Origin of the sequence: Aquimarina sp. BL5 (assembly GCF_003443675.1) — a bacterium.
Taxonomy (GTDB): Bacteria; Bacteroidota; Bacteroidia; order Flavobacteriales; family Flavobacteriaceae; genus Aquimarina.
This window is the reverse complement of record NZ_CP031963.1, coordinates 3,242,925-3,263,179: the sequence shown is the minus strand read 5'-3', so window position 1 is coordinate 3,263,179 and position 20,255 is coordinate 3,242,925. Positions and strand designations below refer to the sequence as shown.

Here is a 20,255-nt window from a genome sequence, read left to right as displayed (position 1 = left end):
TATGAAAAAAATTTTACTATTGTTAACTGTAATCCTTCTGACTGGATGTCAATACTTCACAGATGGAAAGCAGAAATCCAAGTTTACAAATTTCTCTAAGAAGAACACAATCGAGTTTCGTAAGAATACGATAATGCTTACCAAGGGGTATGAAAAAACAAGTCCTGATCAATTTAAGGTTCGTTTAGATTCTCTAACCGATAGCCCTAAGTTTAAAAAGATTGCTTTAGAGGAATTGAAAAAAATTGAAGATAAAAATGTTGATTTTCAGTTGTTCGTTGATGAGAAAAATGTAGAAAATTATGTATTTATTTATGCATGCGACTTCTATCAATTAGATGAACACAGAGCGGCTACAGTTGTAGAAGCATTAAGTAGACAACTAAAAGATGAAGCAAATACTCAGGAAGTACGTTATAAAAGAATCCACGGAAGATTTTTCTTTACCCCGACTTCTAAAATTGTGAAGTTAAAATACCTTAAAGGGTATAAAATGGAAAAGAAATATCAGGCAGAGTACATTGTTGCCTCTAAAACAGGTGGTATTGGACTACTGATAAGTAATCTTGAGAATGTAGATTTTGAAAATTCTATCAAAAGATTGGCTGTGAAATAATACAGTGTACCAATTATGTTAATTGGGTTTTATATGAAATTGTAAAGGTATTGGTTATATAATCAATACCTTTTTCTTATTCCATAAGGGCTTCACCATTCTATTCTACCTAGATGAGTGGAAATAACAAGAAAAACTACTATTTAGATAACATCTTCGAACTCCTAAGACTATCTCACCAATCGTTATCACGATCTCATTTAGGGATAAGTAACTCTTTTGGATTGTATAAATTCAAAAAAACTAGTTATTAGTGGGTAACATTTTACTAAAATTGACACTAATACATGTACTATAGATTGTTAATGACTAGTTGTAAGGAGAGTTTTCTTACGTAAATAACATTCAATCAGTAATTTGAAGGCTAGTAAAATTGTATAACAGAGGGTGAACTATAAATTACTGATACGAAAAGTGGTTATTTGACGAGAGTTGCTGTCTTTTTGTCGAAAACATACTGTTTATCAGGGGATAATGCCTCTTTTGGACTTGTTTAGAGTGTAATATAAATGTATGTTTGCAGTCCTTTTCAAAAACAATTTTTGTTTTTTTTAAGAAAGAGTTAACTAAATTACCCTCAAAATAAACCTATTTATGGCATTACAAACCACCACACAAATTTTCATTGATGGAAATCAAATTCCCTCCTATGTAAGTTTACAGCTCGATCAGCAAATCGATGCTCATCACGCCCTTAGATTAGTTTGTAGAACCGATGTGATAGAATCATTATCAGATGAATTAGTTGGTGAAAGTAAAGACTATTTAGGTTGTGTTATAACCATCAAGATTAATGCCGCTCACGGATACAATGAGTATAAAGAGTTAGAATTTAAGGGGGTAGTTACCGGACTAGAAGCCATAAAAGCTTTTCATCAGTCTAAAGGAGATTTAATTACGATCCATGCCAATAGCACTAGTATTCTGGCAGAAGATGGCAACCATTATGCATCTTTCTGCGATAAGAGTCTTTCTGAAATTTTGGATAACACCTTTAACGGGTATGACAGATCCAAGTTGGAGCTTACTATCGATCCAACCTATACGGAAAACATACACTATGCTGTGCAACATAATCAGAGTGCGTTTAGTTTTGCCAGTCGATTGGCAGCATACTATAATCAATGGTTCTATGATGATGGAAAAGGACTAGTGTTTGGTAGTCCAGGAGATGAAGAAATTGAGTTACAATACGGTACCGACTTACAGGAGCTTTCGGTATTTATGAAACCTGTAGCTAATGTTTATAACCATAGTACGCGTGATTATCTAACCGATGAACACCACGAGAAAAAAAGTAGTGATATTGATCTCTCTGCAGAGGGATACCATGGTTTTATGAATGGTAAGTCTCAGGAATTGTTTAGTAATGAACGAGAATTAGTACATGCGCCCTTTAATGATTCCGCGCTTAAGGCCAGATTCGATCAGCAAGTAACCGATCACACTCAGGCTAGGGCTTCTAAGCAAGTAGTTGCAAGAGGAATTAGCGATAATCCAGGAGTTAATTTGGGAGAAATCATCAAAGTAGCAGGATTCGGGTCGTATCGTATTATTAAAATTACCCATACCAATACCGAGGGAGGACGTTATAAAAATACATTTGAGGCTATAGATGCCAGTTTACAGGTATATCCTAATGCAGATATGACCAGATACCCTAAAAGTGATATCCAGCTAGCCGTAGTTACCGAAAATGTAGATGAAGAAGGGTTAAGCAGAGTGCGTGTAGAATTTCCATGGCAAAAACCACTTGGTGAGACAACGCCCTGGTTACGCATGATGACGCCCCATGGAGGACAGGATAAAGGATTTCATTTTATCCCTGAGATAGGAGAAGAAGTTATCGTAAATTTTGAAGGAGGTAATGCGGAACGTCCATTTGTGATGGGAACCCTATATCACGGTAACGCCAAACCCGAAGAGTGGAAAACAGACAACAATGATATTAAGGCCATTCGCACGCGTAGCGGTCATACGATAGAGCTTAATGATACCGATGGCGAAGAGAAGATCAATATCTATGATAATGAGGGCAGTATCATTACGTTTGATACACAAGAGAAATCATTAACGATCAACGCTACAGAGACTATAGACATCACTGCAAAAAATATTAATATCACTGCAGAAGAAAATATCAATATCGGAGCTCAAGAAAATGTAGAAATTGCAGCGCAATCAGATCTCTCCGCGTTAGCAGAAGGTAATGTAGTGATTCAATCTACAGGAGACACTAGTGTAAAAAGTAGGGGAGCTGTAGCTGTAGAAGCAACTACAGATGCTACTGTAAAAGGGTTAAACACCATTGTAGAAGGACAAGTAGGAGCAGAAGTTAATGGGACACAGACCAAAGTGACTGGTAAGGCGATTACAGAAGTATCCGGAGCATTATTAAAACTTAATTAATACGATATGCCAGGACCAGCAGCAACTATAGGAAGTATGCATGTGTGCCCGATGGTTAATCCGGGGACACCGCCACCGCCACATGTAGGAGGACCTATATCAGGACCCGGAGTACCTACGGTGTTAATAGGTAATAAACCAGCCGCAGTCATGGGTGATATGTGCATTTGTGCAGGACCGCCTGATACCATTGCACAAGGAGAAGCTACTGTACTTATTGGAGGAAAACCAGCGGCTACTGTAGGCAGTATGACAGCTCACGGTGGATCGATCACGGTAGGAGAACCCACAGTACTTATAGGCACAGGACCAGCAGCTCCTACAGCTGTAATGCCATTACAGGAAATTCCATTTCCTAAGATCAGTCCTATGCTTAAAGTATTGGCATCTGTATCCGGGAGATCTTTAAAAGAAGCACAAGCCAATCAGGAAGAACTTAAGAAAAAGAGCGAAGAACAAAACGGCTATCTATCTGAATTTAATGTGAGTTTTTAATCAAAAATTGCTATGAAGATTACATTTCCCGCAGACTTTCTAGAAGAAAAAAAATTTGATTTCAATAATCAATTTGGCAACTTCTTAATTGGTGATAACAATACTTGGCATGGTGGTATTCATATAGAAGGAAAGGATACTCCCATTAAAGCTATTGCAGATGGAAGAATTATAGCATATCGATTTGAAGAAAAGTATAAAGAACTTGTAAAAAACGAAGGGACAGACACCCAGAGTGTATGTAAGTACTCAAATTGTTTTATGATTATTCAACACGATTTTGAACTCGTAAAACATGTGGTAAACAATAAAGGAAAAGAAAATGAGACTACAGAAAAGAAAACAGAAAATGTAACATTTTATAGTCTCTATAATCATTTATTGCCTATTAATGCCTATAAGCAAAAAAATACACCCAAAAATGTTAAGCTTCCGCCTTTTCTAGCAAAAAAGGAATACCAAACAGGTAAAGACCAAAAAGTAAAAGGTTTAGGAGTCTATCAATTTGAACAGAATGAACAAACTAAAAAATTCAAAAAACTAAAAGATACCGAAGTAGTATTGCCCGTTAATACGGAATTTATTTTGGATGATGACTCCAAGAAAGAAAATACGATTGTCATAAGTTACAAACGTAATGGGAAAACCAAAACAAGTACCTATAAAAAACTAGCCCCATTTAAAGATTTAAATGGGGAGAATTGTACCGATTATTACGCCAATGTAAATAGTGGTATCAGTACAAAACTCACTAAAACAAACTATAAAGCCACTTTCAAAAAAGATACTTCTAAAATCGAGGGGATTCCGGTATATAACAATCCATCTCCCAATGCGCCAATTATAAAAGTATTGGAAAGTAACCAACCCCTGCAAACAGAAGGTACAGAAAAAAATGGATTTATTGCTATCAAAGGGACCAATGAATTTGTAAATCTCAAGCACTTAACTACGGTACATACACTTGATGAGTCTAAATTTAAAAAGAATAAAATTGTAGCTTGTGATATCCCTGTAAAAGCAACACAGCTATTAGGACATACCGGTTTAAAACAAAAAAAAGCTGAAGAAGACTATTATGTGTGCCATCATGAAATATTTATGGCGCCTGATAATGAAGATACGATCAAAAAATTTCTAAACAATACCTTCGATATATATTCCGAAGAAGAAAAACCCCTGGAAAAAAAGCAATACTACAAATTACCAGAAGATGTTACCATTTATAAAGCGCTAAAAGCCCCTAATAACCCAACTATAAAAGCAAAAACTCCTGTAAAAGTAATTGCTAGAAACGATAAGTTCTGTAAAGTAAAAATGCTAGCGACCGTAGAACGTACTGTAGAGAAGGGCGCGCTGTCTGTAAATAAAGAAAAATCAAAAGGGAAAAAAATAGTCTATGACATTGTAAATTTTGACTATATCTCTAAAATATTCGATGGTACTATTTCCAAAAAAGATACGCTTATCTATATGGAAGATGTAAAAAATACGCTGGTAAAAGTTCGGTACGAATCAAAAGAAAAACCGTGGGAGTATGATTTTTGGATTCCGTTTTCGGACTTATCTAAGAATTATGAGTTTACAGTGGAGAGCAATCCCACAAAAGTATATAAGAGTGTTAGAAAAGAAGAAAGTGTTACTAGTTATGTCATCAACGCTATAAAACTTGTTGAAGCTGACAATACCAGAGTTAGTGTATCGAATTTTATTCCCAATGATGAGGTCGATCAGCCTAAGAATGAGATCAAAGAAGTAGGAAGAAAAAATGTTACCAAAAAAACATACCAGGCAGAAAAGGAAAAAGAACTACTTAAGTTTGTTCCGCATCAATTACTAGTAGATGTTGGCGCTACCTATGTTAAAAGTGCCAACTCAAATCAAAAGAAAAGAGGTATCAATACAGGGTATTATCCTGTTACAGCATCTAAGGTAGATAGCTTTACTAAATTGAATACGATCTTCGAAGGAAAATTAAATAAAGCAGCAATGTCTCCTTTATTTTATACACAACCGGGGTTAAAGTGCAATGCCGAAGGAAAATCAGGTACTACCCACAGAAGAGTAACCCACGTCTACAAAGAAACTACAGAAAAAAATATTGTACCCAATATCATACACGAGAATGAACACGTAATACAAGCCATCCTGCCAGTAGAGGTCTATAAAAAATTTGAAATTAGTGAAACCAATTATAAAATCTTGCCAGTTGACAATACAGGAAAAGACCCTAAAGTACATGAGGATGTAGATACGCTGTTTGCTTTTTTTAAAAATAAACTGCCTAATGTATCGGGTTTTGAACTAAAATGGAAAGGTGCCTGTAATGAAAAAGGAGATAAGATAAAAGCTACCAATAAAGATGCTACCCATAGAATCGTAGAATTCAATATAGCAGAGTTTAACGAAAAACAAGAAGTACAAAATCATATATTAGACAGAGGGTATACCCCTAAAGTTAATGACGAAGTTGGTCTGATAAAAGATGTAACAGACATCTGGATGTCAAGGCCAGATAATAAAAAAGATGTAGATTTTACGCTACAAAAACCTACAGTAGTAAAGTTAACTAAAGAAAAAGACATTATTATAGGCGAAGAGCACGGAGACTTTCATTATAGACAAGTAGAGACCCATAACTTGTATCTGGGGAACGACAATGAAAACGCACAAACGGGTTGGGTAAAGATTGAGGAGTTTGAAGATGAGAAATTCTTTAGCCCTTACAATTGGGAGCAATTCGGCTTTAATATCTTAGACGGAGGAGACGAATATATTTACGAAATAAAAGACACGCTAGATTATACAAAAACGAAAAGCGAGTTTATTAAAAAAATATGGGAAAACTTTAATATAGACAACGACCATCTGATCAATGCTGACGAAGTTAGGTTTGCTATGGGAGTTAATGAGGTGCTTTATGAAATGAGTAGAGTGGTTGCTAAACATAAAAGTGAGTGGAGTTATGATTACAATCAAATAAAAGGTGATGTAGAAACGTTTTATAATGCACAAATTAACTTTGCCAAACAAAATAAGCGTGAGCAAGAAGTAATTGATGAAATGGAAAACCAAAAACAAACGTATCTTAGTAGCTTGCAGACACAAGTAACAGATTTAATGTTTTGGAATGATACTGCTGGTAAACCATATCAACCGGACGCTCCCGAACCCAAAAAAGAAAAGAAAAACAACAGAAATATGATGGGGGATGTTTCTGAAGATGATTTAAAAGAATTGGGGATTCCGGTAGCAGTAACTACGGATACTACGGCTACCCTACCTAAACCGGTAGAGACCAAACCAGCAGAAACTAAAAACGATACACCTACGAAACCAGAACGTATTTTTCCTGCATCACCAGAGGTATTTCACTTTCATCCTATGGCTTTTATCAATCAGATGAAGTTGATGTTTGAGCAACATAAGGGGGAGTGTTATTGCAATAGAGATTTTACTACTGAGGAATTTAAAAATATATTTACCAGAATTCGAAAAAGTGAAAAGTTTGGTAATGATATCTTAGATCATAATAATTGTACTATTTCTAGTGAAGACAAAACTTTTGAAAGGTTAACGGAAGAATTAAATAAGACTACAAATAAATACGGAATTAATCAGTGTGTGCAAAAAATGCATTTTATAGCTCAATTGTATTGGGAATCTGCTCGATTTACTACTGGATTAGAGTTTGCATCAGGATCAGGCTATAACCCAGGTCAGCATGGAGATGCCGAAAACATGGGAAACACATTAATTGGTGATGGTCCAAAGTATAAGGGTCGTGGTTTTATGCAATTGACTTGGCGAAATTCTCAAATCAAATATTTAAAATATGCTGCTAAAAATACTGAGGGAGACTTAAAAGGAAAGACTGATATTCAATTAGAATTACGAAGTAATAATTATGAGGAATATATTTCTGATGATCTGGGATATGCGATGGATTCAGCTGGATGGTTCTGGTCTAATTATAAGAAAGCAGGGAATAAACATTCTGAGATAAAAAAGAAGTCATTAAATGAAATAGCACTTTTTGGCGATAAATATATCAATTACATTTCAACTTTAGTGAATGGAGGAGGAAACGGAAAATCGGAACGTAGAAAATACTATAGTCTTTTAAGAAATATTTTCAAGTACGATTTTGTATGTATCAATAATGAAAACAGACAAGATATAGAATCCAGCGATTTGGCCCCTTGGGTTAAGTTTGCTTATCAAGAGTTTGTAGAATATCAAGGTTTAAATGAAACAGAATCACCTTTAAAAGAAAAGATAGTACAATATCACAAACCAGGCAGAAAAAGTGGTGATCATTCAATTTCGTGGTGTGCGTCTTTCGTGAATTGGTGTTTTGTGCAGGCTGGATACCTAAATATAAATTCTGGATCTAATTGGTATGCTTTCGATTGGGCTCCAGAAGGAAACACTAAAGCTTCCGATAAAGAGGTAACAGGACTTACAGGATGGAAAGAAGGCGAAGAATGTGAAGCATTTGTAGGTGCAATAGTAGTATTGAATTATTCACATTGTGCAATTATTGTAGGAAAAAATACTTCTTTAGGAAAATACGTATATATAGGAGGAAATCAAGGTAATGGAACTGTTTCGGGGGAACAACAAATCAAATACGGTACCGTTACAATAGGAAATGAATACGCGATTATGAAACCGATAAAATACAATCCTAAATCTTATGAACTACCCGAAATGAATCAAAATGCAGATGGTAGTTATGCATCAACACATTAATTTTACGATATGAATAAAAGAATCATTAATACAATTTTGTTATTATCCTTATTGTTTGTTAATACAAGCTGTAAAAATCAGGAAACAGACCAATTAAAAAGCTCTTTCGATAAAAAAGAAACGAATAAAGATACTACTAGTAATCCTAATTGTTTCACTAAAAATGATATTGTAAAGCTGAATAATCACTACGGAGAAATAGAAAAGATTTTAAAGCAAGGTGGAAGTTTTGATTTAGGAAACTCTATAGTTTTTTATACGAAAAAGCATAGTGGGCTAATTTTAAGAAAATTGAAAGAGAGTACATGTTCAGCAAGACCTATTGAATTTTCTGGAAAATGTTTAGAAAACATAAGTTTTTATATCGATTATAAAGAAGTTTTTGAAACGGATGATGGTGAGCATCTATCGGAAGAAACATATGAAATAATATTGTCCAAAAAAAATAATAAGTTTTTTTCCAAAGCCTCTTTATAGCTGTGTATTATGAAGTTTAGAACTATATCCTATTTCTTTTTATCTTTTGTTTTTTTGCTTTCTTGTAAATCGCAAACAAAAGAAACAATAAATAGTAATAATCTATATCCAAAGGAAATTCTATTAGAAGAAGGTGAAATTTTTGTTTTTTTAGAAAATAAGATACTTTTGAAATTTAATTGCCCTATGTTTTTAGATAGTAAGTTTAAATATTCTTATAATCTAGATAGTTTGAAAATTCGCGAATATGATTCTCATTATGGAAATTCCATAGATTGGAATTACATTTATAAGGATAGCACTTTATTTTTAACAAATGTGAAGGCTTTCTTTCCATTTAAACAAGACACATTGGGTCGTAATAAATATTGTACTATGGAAAATTTGAATAGGGATATACAAGGTATTGATAGTGATCAGTTATTTGATGAGTTCAATTCAGATAAGTATTGTGAGTTAAGGAAAGACAAATAAAAAAAACGATACCCTGATCCTAATTTAACAGGATGGGAAGAAGGAGAAGAGTGTGAAGCATTTGTTAGTTCCGTTATTGTGCTGAATTATTCACATTGTGCAATTATTGTAGAAAAAAATACTTCTTTAAAAAAATACGTATATATAGGAGAAAATCAAGGTAATGGAACTGTTTCGGGGGGATAACAAATCAAATACGGTACCGTTACAATAGGAAATGAATATGCGATTATGAAACCGATAAAATACAATCCTAAATCTTATGAACTACCCGAAATGAATCAAAGTGCAGATGTTAGTTATGCATCAACACATTAAGCATAAAAAAATAATATTACCCTTATTAGTAATATATTTTTTATTTGGTTGCAAACAACCTAAAAAAGATGTAGTCATAGATGTTTCATCTAACATAAATGATTCTATTCCTAAAAAAACTCAAGTAAAAGATAACAACCCTAAATGTTTTTCAACAAATGATATAGAGAAAATTAGTAATCATTATAAAAAACTAGAGGAAGTAATTAAATCTGGAGTTGAGTATGATTTTACCAACTCTCCCGTTGAATATTCAGATAAAGATATATTATGGTTGAAAAGAACTTTAAAGAGAAGTATTTGCAAAGGGGAAATAAAAAGAGTAAAGGATGATGATGATTCTTGTCCTAAAAGTATTTTATATAATATTGATTGTAGTGAAACTATAGTTATTGATGGTGAAGAGAATTTTTCTGAACAAGATTATTGGGATATACTTGTTAAAAAAAATGGAAAAGTAATTATTTCTAAATCTGGAGGTGCAGGTTAAACAAATTTGAGATGAGATATATACTAATAATTTTCGTATTCCTTTTTCTATCTTGTAAAAATGATAAGTCAGCGGAAAATACTTCTGAAAAAGTAAGCTTATTAATTCAAAAAGAAAAAGTAGAAGATATAGCCTTTAATGAAGATGAATTCAATTTTATTGTTTCATTATCAAATAATACAAGTTATAAGTTTGAAGCCTTAGAGATGCTATTTGATTCATCAACTAGTTTTAAGAAGATAGATTCAGATTCTTTTGAATTCGGTAATGGTGATCATTATGGAAATCATATTGTAATGTTTTTTGATTTTGATATAAACAACAAGACGCTATATTTGAAAAAACTTAAAGCTTTTTTTCCATTTAAACAAGATACATTAGGACGTAATAAATACTGTACAATGGAAAATTTAAATAGGGATATACGTACTATTGATAATGAGAAATTATTTGATGAGTTTAACACAGATAAGTATTGTGAATTAAGGAAAGACAAATAAAAAACGATACCCTGATCCTAATTTAACAGGGTGGGAGGAAGGAGAAGAGTGTGAAGCATTTGTTAGTGCCGTTATTGTGCTGAATTATTCACATTGTGCAATTATCGTAGAAAAAAATACTTCTTTTAAAACAACCCTCATGGTCATATTGCTATGTATAATGGTGAAAATTGGGTATCTCATTTTGTTCAAAAAACTCCTATAGAAAAGCAAAACCAAACTATAAAATATACAGATGGGAGTAAATAGAATATTTAAATTTTTAATCGTATCTATCTTTATAACTTCTTTTTTTTGCTGCAGAGGAGAAGCTAAAAATACTAAAGATGTTATCGTAGATACCACTTCAGTCATTGATGTTAGAAAAGAGAATAATTTCTCGCTTAATAACAGTCAAGTTAATTTAAAACCTAAAGATTTTATTTTTGAGTTTTATACTAAGTATATTAAATATTTAGAAGACCCTTTAAATGAGGAATCAGTAAATTTGAAAATATATCTTACAGAGGATTTAATAAATAAGATAGGAAAAGTTAAGGGGTATAATTATATAATAAATGCCCAAGATTCAACTATAGAATGGTTGAAAACCTTAAAAGTAGAAGATACTGAGAAAAATAGTGTTTACAGTGTTTCTTATGAAAAAGGTTACTATGATAGTGATGATAATATACTTTATGTTACTATTATAGAGAAAGAAAAATTAAAAATATCAAAGATAAGTAGCTTTTTAGATGATCAACTTGTATCTTCAAAAGATAATGACAATGATCAAGATGAAGAATTTACTTATTACGCTTTTGATTACAAAATAAACCCTGGAGATCGCATCAATGAAACAAGTTATATAATAGAATATTTAGAAGAAGAATATATTGTTTTTATAATGATGGGCTATGAAGGAAATTTTGATTTTAAATGTAGACAGGTAAGAACAAATGAAGGAGTGTCACTTTATTATAAAGAATCTATGGATGGAGGAGAAGAATATACAGGAGATAAAAGTAAACCTATAGTTAAAATATATAAGAGGGTTAATAATTTCTATGCTAAAAGCTCACTTATAGAAAACGGAAAAGAAATTAAGTTAAAACAAGTAGAGAGTAGATATTAAAAGCCTTGCCACTCTCAGTATGGATATAACTAGTTTGTTCCTTATATCAGTAAGTATCTATTATAAAAACCCCAAACCTGGGATAACAAAACGTTTGGGATATTGTGTGTTTTCCCCTCTTAGTTCCGATTATGGCTACGAATAGCTTGTGGATAGTTGGATTTAGGGTTGGAGCTATATCTTTTTTGCGTGAAGGATTGTAGTGAAAATCCCGCAGCCTGATCCGCCTGGCGGAGAAGCGTGAGGAATTGTAGCGGAAAGCCTGACCCTCGCGGTCACGCCCAAATCTTTCTTTTGGTGAGGATCATAAAGTCAAACAAAGAATTAGATAAACATTAATGAGTATATTTAATAAAAAAAATGAGAAATTTTTTAGTAGTTCTAATACTCATTTTCATTACTAGCTGCGCACGTAATGTAGAGCCTACTGTGGAGAATATTAATAAGATATTCGCTTCTCAGGATTTTACTTTCGAATTTCATCCAATCGGTGCAACTAAGAAATCCATAAGCTTCAGGGATGATTACCTGGTGTATAAAAGTGATGATCCCACCTTAAGGAGAGAGATTACCTATGATGAGGTACTGTTAATTAATGATTTTATCCAGAAGATTGTTAATGTACATCAGGATGATAAGGATACGGAATCTTCATCCTTCTACGTAGTTAAGAATACCGCTTATAAAACTACTATTATTCCAAAGCAAGAAGGGTATTATTTTGAGGCTTTACTAAGAACGTTGAAGTTAAACAACTAACCTTAGAAGAGAATTAATGTATGGATCTTCAGCAAACAGCTATAACTAGTCTTCCTATTCTTCTATATCTTCCTCAATGGCTTTAAACTGTTTGATTGCAGTATTAGGTTCTATAATGTTATAGCCTTTCCAGAAATCGGGATTGTATTTTGACAAATACGTAGATTCTACATTTTTATTTTCTTTACTACTATTATATTCTGCTTCGGTGATATTTTTAACATCAAAGACGATCACTTCATACTTGTTTTTAGCATAACTAATAACATCTAGGTTAAGGGATAATTGATTTTGTTTGTTTCTTCCCTTAACGTATTTGTTTTTCTCTATAATACTTAATGGACGATCTACACCAAATTTGTTTTCAGTTACTTTTTCGATAAACTTCACCCCATATTTACCATCAGATCCTTTCTGAAAAATAGTAGTTCCGCTATAACCATTTTCTTCAAAACTGACACCTAACAGGTTAAAACTGCGCAGGCGTTTTACATTTTGATAATCTACACGTATCACTGCAAAATCTTCTGTATTTACGTATAAAGTACCTTTAAAATCACCTCTTCTTTTGGGTGTGAATTTGATCACATATACTCCGACATCATCCAATATGGTGTAATCTACCCGTTCAAAAATATATCTGCCTGAATTTTTAATCACATTCAATTTAGTATCTGACTGATACAACATTTCATTAAACAGGTTTTTGAGATTCATTTTTCTCGACTTAAAGAAGAAATTTTCTTTAGGGTTATCAATTCCATCTGCAATATCTTTGGCGTCTTGATTTGCATTAAGAATAGAATCTACCTGTACTTTTTGACTAAAAAGCCCTGATCTTATTTTTAAATAGGAATTAGGTTTTACATTATCTTTAAAGATTTTCTCCATTTTCTTGAAGACTCCTTCTATAGATCCATTATTGTTTTTATCATACAGACGAGCTCCTTTGATTACATTTAGTTTCTGTTTATCCGTATTTCCATAAAAATCACATAAAGCCTCCGCATAAAAAACTGAATTTCTAGGGATTACTCTGGATATACTATCTACCAGTTTTTTGTCAATCTCCTTTATCGTTGATTTCTTAAAATCAATATCCATTTTCTTAATGAAATTAGTATTGGTTTCTCTAAAAAACAACCTGTTTTTAGCAAGGTCAGATCTATAATTATCTTCCATGTTATCATCTACATTATCGATAATATCATCGATATCAAGATTTTTGTTAGAGATAAAAACACTTTTTAATTCTATAGCTTTGGGTTCTATATAGATAATACTATCTGTAATACTTGTTACAGCAACGCCCACCGTAGAATAACCCATAGAGGAAATGTAGATGGAATCTATTTTGGATTTTATATCATCTAGCGTAATGCTAAAACTTCCTTCTTCGTTAGTTACCACCCCTTGATTCTCTCCAATCTGTATGGTAGCATAAGGTATAGGTTGATTAGTTTTTCTATCAACAACCTTAGAGCTAATTTTTTGAGCTTTTATAGAAGAAGATACCATCCCTATACTAAGGATTAGTAACATAATTTTATTCATTTTCATAGCATCAGTAGATTCATAAAATTACACAATAAAAGTATAGATTCCATTATATCTATTACATAGTTACAACGAAAAAGAATACAATTATGGTAATATATTCTTAAAATAAGACGAGATGTTTACTGATTTATAACAAATACATTGAATAAAATCCCTTTTGAACCAAATGATTTGATGACTTTGACTATGTTTTGATAGATTCAGCAGAATTAGCAAAATCCAATTTATATTTTATAATCCTCCTTCAATCGCCGTAAACTGTTTAATCGCGGTATTCGGTTCTATGATGTTATATCCTTTCCAGAAGTCAGGGTCGTATTTAGAGAGGTACTGCGGTTTGATGGTTTTGTTTTCTTTACTACTTTCATACTGACTTTCTGTAATAGGTTTAGAATCGAAAACAACGACTTCATATTTACTGATTTCACCTGCACCAATATCCAGTCCTAACGATAACTCATTTTGTTTACGCCTTCCTTTTACAAACTTGTTTTTCTCGATAATTTTAAGCGGACGATCAAGCCCAAAAACGTTTCCTGTTGTCTTTTCTATATAACGCACACTGTATTTACCATCCGCACCTTTGGCAAAGATCGTTTTACCTTTATACATTGTGTCGTGATAACTAACGCCAAGTAAACCAAAATTCTTAAGGTTTTTTACATTCTTATAATCAACTCTCATAATGGCAAAATCCTGCGTGTTTACATAGATTGTTCCCTTAAAATCGGCCCCTCTTTTAGGTTCGAAATTGATAATATAAACACTACTATCATCTATGGTCGTATAATCTATTAGTTCGAACTTATATCGACTAGATTTTTCCATAAAATTGAGTTTAGAATCTTCCTGAAAAAACATACTAGATAGTAAATCTTGTAGCGATGATTTTCTGTATTTAAGAAAATAGTTTTCTTCATTTTTATTAGGCTTCTCTACTTCGCTTTTTACCTCTGCAGCTTCTTCATTGGCATCAAAAATAGAGTCCATTTGTACTTTAGTACCAAGAATCCAACCTGATTTTATCTTTAGATATGAGTTTGGCTTTACGTTCTTTTTTAAAATTTCTTCCAACTTGTCGGATAGTGCCTCCATAGAACCATCATTACTTTTGTCATAGAGTTCTGCACCTTTAATGATATTTAGTTTTTGCTTGTCAAAATTACCATAGAGATCACATAACGCTTCTGTATAGTAAGCAGATTTTCTTGGGATAATGGATAGCACACTATCTATAAACTTCTTGTTAAACTCTTTGATGGTAGATTTTTTGAATTTTATATTCATTTTATGCAGATCACTAAAGTCTGATTGTCTATAAAAAAGCTTTTTATGTGACAAATCTTTACTGTAGTTTTGATCTACATTCTCTTTTACATTATCAATAATCTCATCGATGCTCAGATTTTTATTAGAGATAAACACACCACTGAGTTCTATAGCTTTTGGTTCTATATAGATAATATTATCGGTAATGGAGTTTAATGTAATACCAACTTTTTCATACCCCATAGAAGAGATGTAGATAGAGTCTATTTTTATAGATCGTTGATCTAATGTAAAACTAAACATCCCTTCTTCATTTGTAATTACACCTCCATTTTCTGCATATTGAATGGTCGCGTAAGGGATAGGTTCGTTTGTTTTTTTATCGACTACTTTAGAACTTATGGTTTGTGCAGATATAGATATGCTTGATAAAAAAGCAATAGATACTACTGTAAGTTTTTTGATATTCATAATTTGATGATTTCGTTTTTTGATATCCGATAGTTATTCATATAGACGTAAATAGATCTATAAAGGTTGCCTGAGTTATATACTATTTAATTTTAATAGAATAGAGGCACTGTACGGAGAAGACGGATGTGAAGGGGAAATGTTACAAAAGGAGAAAACCTTATAATAAACAAATAGTATTCAGGTTTTTAATGTGTTAGATAAAACTTCTATTCAACAATAATGTTATAATATTCATAAAAATCCAATATTTGTGGTAACAGATTACTTCTTTATAACACTAATTTATAGATTGTTATACTTAATAAGATACATATCATTTGTAACTTTGGTTTAAACGTTAGTATTCTATATGCCTATGAAATCAAAAATAATTTTTTTACTCATTTGCACATTATTTATAAGTGGATTCATATCCGCTCAATACGAGATTACTATAGACGCTTATGTCTTGGATCGAGATACTCAGAAAGCTATTCCTTTTGTAAATGTTGGTTTTTTAGACGAAGGTATCGGTACGGTTAGTGATCAGAATGGTCATATCTTTTTACAATATGACGAACAGGAAATAAATAGAAGCAGTGTCTTTCAGCTATCGAGTTTAGGATATAAAACAATGCAATTATCTGTTAAGGAATTGTTCCAACTATTGACAAATAATAATACCATTTTAATGGAGCCGGCTATCTATGAATTAGAAGCGGCTACAGTAACGGCAGAAAAAAGAATGAAAAAGACAGTTGGTAGATCAAGTGTCTCTAATGGTTTTATGGGGTATTGGAAAGATGCCAAGGCGCTAGGTGGTGAGATTGGCACTAGAATTAGAATCAGCCATAAGAATTCTAAACTACTACGACTTAAGTTTAATATAAACGAGAATATTACAGATAGCTTATTAGTACGTGTGAATGTGTATGAACACAAAAGAAGGACTCCGGGTAGAAACATGTTAACCAGTAATATCTATCATACTATTACCAAAGAAAAAGGCGAAGAAGTTATAGACTTAATGGATTATAATATCGTGGTGCATGATGATATTATTGTTAGTTTAGAGTTAGTAAAAGTATATGGAGAAGATATTGAGTTTTCTATTGGAGGATCAGAAGAAGGTATATCTTATCTACGATATATAAGTCAAGGTCATTGGGATGTACACTGGGATATAGGAATGGCATTTAGTTTAGATATATCCTATCCAGCAGAAGAAACACAATTAAGAAAAAGAGAAAATCCAGATGACATTGTGCTTTATTGGGATACTTCTTTTTCTGCAGCAAATCATGATCCGGAATATACATACCAATTTTTAAAAGCGTATTTAAAAAAAATAGAAAACACTACCGTAACACTGATACCTTTTTCTAATACAATTCATAAGCAACAAAAGTTTGTTATAAGAAATGGTAAAAGCAATGAACTTATAGCATCACTTAAGAATATGACTTATAATGGAGCTACTAATTTTTCGTCTCTTTTTAAGGAAGAAAACAAACCTGATCAGTATATGGTAGTTAGTGATGGTCGATCGACTTTTGGGGTATTTCCACAAGTTTATGATGTTCCGGTTTTTTATATGAATCACATGCCCAATTCCGATGATTTGTTACTGCACAAAGCTGCGGTACAAAGTGAAGGATACTATCTTAATCTTACCAAGATCTCTGTGGATCAGGCCTTGTCTAATATAGTATATGAGCTAGAGGATAATACCATATATCAGACCGATAAAACCAAGGAATTGGTGCAAGGTTTGGTCACTTCTGGAGGGAAACCTGTACAAGGGTGTAAAGTTTCTGTAAAAGGGACGTTGATCCAAAGAATTACAGATGCTAATGGATCGTTTTCTATAGATGCTAGTATGGAAGATGTGTTAACATTTGATTTTTTTGGGATGGAATCCAAGGAAATTACGTTGGACGCAACAAAAAATATTAAGGTAGATCTTGTTTCTAATTACACAACTCTAGACGAAGTGATAGTAGAGACTAAAGAAAATAAGGAACAAGATGAAATAGTAAAAGATGTATATGGTAATAATGTGAAGAAGAAATCACTTGGGGTTGCTATGTACACATTAGGAGAAGAAGATTTTCTGCAGTCTGCTATATATTTGTCGGATTTGATAAGAGGTCAATTTCCAGGAGTCCAGGTGTTTGGTTGGGGAGATGAGGCAGTTTATGAAATACGAACAAAGCTTTCGCTTGCTGCTGACAATAGCACACCGCCTTTATTTGTAGTAGATGGTCTACAATTTAACGAGCCACCAACTTTTCTATTCCCTACACAGATAAAATCAATATCTGTACTAACTGGCTTATCAGCGTCTGCTAGGTTTGGTCAAGCCGCAAGAAATGGAGTTTTTATTATCACCACTAAATATGGTGATATCTCAAATAATAAAGAAGAGAAACCAGTTGATCACTTATTGGTGAAAGGAAATGATTATACGACTTCAACTTTTTTACTAGATGTTAACAACAACAGACCTTCTTATTTGGATGGATTGTGGAATAGTACAAGTTATAAAGAGGCAAAAGATATATATTATAGTCTTAGAGAGAAATATCCTATAAACATACCTTTTTATAGTTATAGTGCCTCTTATTTTAGAAGATGGAACACTGAATTTGCTGATCAAGTCTTATCTAATATTTCTGAAATAGGATTCGATAATCCACAAGTGTTATTGGTCTTAGCTTTTAAGTTAGAAGCTATAGAAGAATACCATAACGCAGCGTTTTTATATGAGCGTATACTTGACTTAGCTCCCGATGCGGCGCAATCTCATTTAGATCTTGCACGAATCTACGTTTCGATAGGAAAATATAAACCAGCCTTTGAACTTTATAAAAAAATATTAAGAAATAAGGAATCTGCAATAGACTTTGAAGAAATTGCAGAACAAGCGGAGTCAGAAATTAGGAGATTATTAAACTTTCATAGATCGGAGCTTACTTACAATGATGTGCCTGATGAATTTTTAGCTGTAAAAGGAGTGCCGGTTCGTCTTGTTTTTCAATGGAGTGATCCTCAATCAGAATTTGAACTTCAGTTCGTAAGTCCAGAAAAGAAGTTTTCTAAATGGAAACATGTGTTTAAAGAAAACAAAGAAGAATTATTATCCAGAGTTCAATCTGGTGTTTCATCTAAAGAGTTTATAATTGATAATGCAATGCCTGGTGAATGGATTATAAATGTTCAATCATTCGGTGATGCTTCAGCTTTAAGCCCTGCGTTTATGAAATATACAGTGTATACCAATTATGGTCTGCCTAATGAAACAAAAAAAGTACAATGTATTAACCTCTCTAATCAAAAAGAAAAAGTAACGTTAGATAAAATAATTTTATAAGACTTCAGGTGAAAACATTGTGTTCTAATCATAATTTTGAAATCAAAGATTCTAGAAAATATTTTATGCAGGCCTAAGGTTCCTCAAGAGATGGAGAACTCTGCAGTGTCTTTAGGTTTTAGTGTAGTACGTAATTTATAGAAATACATTCTATTAATAGAATCAGAAACCACAGCTTTTAGTGGAACACCATTAAAAGTCTGAAATAATAAGCCAATTAAGATATTTACAAACGCTAATACTACCGCAACACCTAATAAAGAAATAACCTTAGAGAAGTACAAACTTCCGTTGTTGATAGGTAATGCATCATAAAACACAAAGGTTTTGCTTTTTGAATATTTTGTTATCCAAAGTACTTGATAGTTCTTGTGGATTTCCTTGTGCAAGGATTCTGCCTTCATTAAAAACAGCCATATGCTCGCAAAGATTTGTTACATCATCTACGATATGAGTAGATAAAATTACTACAGCATTTTCGCCTAATTCGCTTAATAGATTATGAAAACGATTACGTTCTAATGGATCTAAACCAGCGGTAGGTTCATCTACGATAATAAGTTTTGGATTTCCTAATAGTGCTTGAGCAATTCCAAAACGCTGTCGCATTCCTCCAGAAAAATCACCTAGATTACGGCTTCTAAACTTATATAAATTTACTTTATTTAATAAATCAGCTACATACCCTTTTCGTTCAGAAGCATTAGTAATCCCTTTTACTTTAGCAATATGATTGAGCATCATCTCTGCAGAAACTTTTGGGTATACCCCAAAATCTTGAGGTAAATATCCTAACACTTTTCGCAGCTCTTCAGGTTGTTTAAAAACGTTAATACCATCAAAATGGATAGACCCTGTATCTGCTAATTGTAGCGTGGCAATAGTTCTCATTAAGGTAGATTTACCAGCCCCGTTAGGACCTAACAAACCAAACATTCCTTTTTCTAAAGTAAGATTGACATTGTCTAATGCCTGTGTTCCGTTAGGATACGTTTTATTGAGATTTTTTATTGTCAGCATATAAAATAAGGTTTAGCAATTTTTATCTTTTAAACCCGATTTATGTAATAGAACTTCGTTAAGAAGCTTTGAGATACCAGAAATACTAGCTTTTTCTTGATTTTAGCATAGCACCGCTACGGTGAAATCAAAAAAAGTAGCGAAGCGATAGTATTTGCAGTAGCTCACAGATG

At 32.7% G+C, this 20,255-nt stretch carries 14 protein-coding genes and 1 pseudogene; 11 read left to right on the top strand and 4 right to left on the bottom strand.

Annotation, left to right across the window (positions count from 1 at the left end; all coding sequences use genetic code 11):
• Position 1 precedes the first annotated feature (1 nt).
• The 10 genes from D1818_RS13815 (at position 2) to D1818_RS13770 (ending at position 12,407) form a co-directional block, all read left to right on the top strand.
• Positions 2-616 carry a hypothetical protein gene (locus D1818_RS13815; RefSeq protein WP_118459591.1) on the top strand — a complete coding sequence of 205 codons (615 nt, stop codon included), beginning with the start codon at positions 2-4 and terminating at the stop codon, positions 614-616.
• Positions 617-1,210: 594 nt separating this feature from the next.
• Complete coding sequence (locus D1818_RS13810) at positions 1,211-3,025, top strand: type VI secretion system Vgr family protein (protein ID WP_118459590.1); 1,815 nt, start codon at positions 1,211-1,213, stop codon at positions 3,023-3,025.
• Between the two features lie 6 nt (positions 3,026-3,031).
• Positions 3,032-3,520: a PAAR domain-containing protein gene (locus D1818_RS25930; protein WP_118459589.1), complete on the top strand. Its 489-nt coding sequence runs from the start codon at positions 3,032-3,034 to the stop codon at positions 3,518-3,520.
• Between the two features lie 12 nt (positions 3,521-3,532).
• Complete coding sequence (locus tag D1818_RS13800; RefSeq protein WP_118459588.1) at positions 3,533-8,275, top strand: hypothetical protein; 4,743 nt, start codon at positions 3,533-3,535, stop codon at positions 8,273-8,275.
• 9 nt (positions 8,276-8,284) lie between these two features.
• Positions 8,285-8,752, top strand: coding sequence for a hypothetical protein (locus D1818_RS13795; RefSeq protein WP_118459587.1), 468 nt, complete (start codon positions 8,285-8,287; stop codon positions 8,750-8,752).
• A gap of 9 nt (positions 8,753-8,761) precedes the next feature.
• Positions 8,762-9,226, top strand: coding sequence for a hypothetical protein (locus D1818_RS13790; protein WP_118459586.1), 465 nt, complete (start codon positions 8,762-8,764; stop codon positions 9,224-9,226).
• A gap of 301 nt (positions 9,227-9,527) precedes the next feature.
• Complete coding sequence (locus D1818_RS13785) at positions 9,528-10,034, top strand: hypothetical protein (protein WP_147406142.1); 507 nt, start codon at positions 9,528-9,530, stop codon at positions 10,032-10,034.
• A gap of 11 nt (positions 10,035-10,045) precedes the next feature.
• Entirely contained in the window at positions 10,046-10,534 is a 489-nt protein-coding gene (locus D1818_RS13780; protein ID WP_118459584.1) for a hypothetical protein, read from the top strand.
• A 235-nt stretch (positions 10,535-10,769) separates the two neighbouring features.
• Positions 10,770-11,648 carry a hypothetical protein gene (locus D1818_RS13775; protein WP_118459583.1) on the top strand — a complete coding sequence of 293 codons (879 nt, stop codon included), beginning with the start codon at positions 10,770-10,772 and terminating at the stop codon, positions 11,646-11,648.
• 360 nt (positions 11,649-12,008) lie between these two features.
• Positions 12,009-12,407, top strand: coding sequence for a hypothetical protein (locus D1818_RS13770; RefSeq protein WP_118459582.1), 399 nt, complete (start codon positions 12,009-12,011; stop codon positions 12,405-12,407).
• 54 nt (positions 12,408-12,461) lie between these two features.
• Here D1818_RS13770 and D1818_RS13765 read toward each other — a convergent pair whose 3' ends face one another.
• Both D1818_RS13765 and D1818_RS13760 read right to left on the bottom strand, forming a co-directional pair.
• Positions 12,462-13,949 carry a carboxypeptidase-like regulatory domain-containing protein gene (locus D1818_RS13765; RefSeq protein ID WP_240338263.1) on the bottom strand — a complete coding sequence of 496 codons (1,488 nt, stop codon included), beginning with the start codon at positions 13,947-13,949 and terminating at the stop codon, positions 12,462-12,464.
• Positions 13,950-14,198: 249 nt separating this feature from the next.
• Positions 14,199-15,707: a carboxypeptidase-like regulatory domain-containing protein gene (locus D1818_RS13760; protein ID WP_118459580.1), complete on the bottom strand. Its 1,509-nt coding sequence runs from the start codon at positions 15,705-15,707 to the stop codon at positions 14,199-14,201.
• Between the two features lie 358 nt (positions 15,708-16,065).
• Here D1818_RS13760 and D1818_RS13755 point away from each other — a divergent pair, with 358 nt between their 5' ends.
• A complete protein-coding gene (locus D1818_RS13755) occupies positions 16,066-19,062 on the top strand; it encodes a carboxypeptidase-like regulatory domain-containing protein (protein WP_158597014.1) in 2,997 nt (998 codons plus the stop codon).
• A gap of 83 nt (positions 19,063-19,145) precedes the next feature.
• Here the strand turns inward: D1818_RS13755 and D1818_RS13750 are convergent, their stop codons facing one another.
• Both D1818_RS13750 and D1818_RS13745 read right to left on the bottom strand, forming a co-directional pair.
• Positions 19,146-19,382, bottom strand: a complete 237-nt coding sequence (locus tag D1818_RS13750) for a hypothetical protein (RefSeq protein WP_118459578.1) — start codon at positions 19,380-19,382, stop codon at positions 19,146-19,148.
• Positions 19,383-19,392: 10 nt separating this feature from the next.
• Positions 19,393-20,082: pseudogene (locus tag D1818_RS13745) on the bottom strand (ABC transporter ATP-binding protein); the annotation flags it as partial.
• Positions 20,083-20,255: the final 173 nt, after the last annotated feature.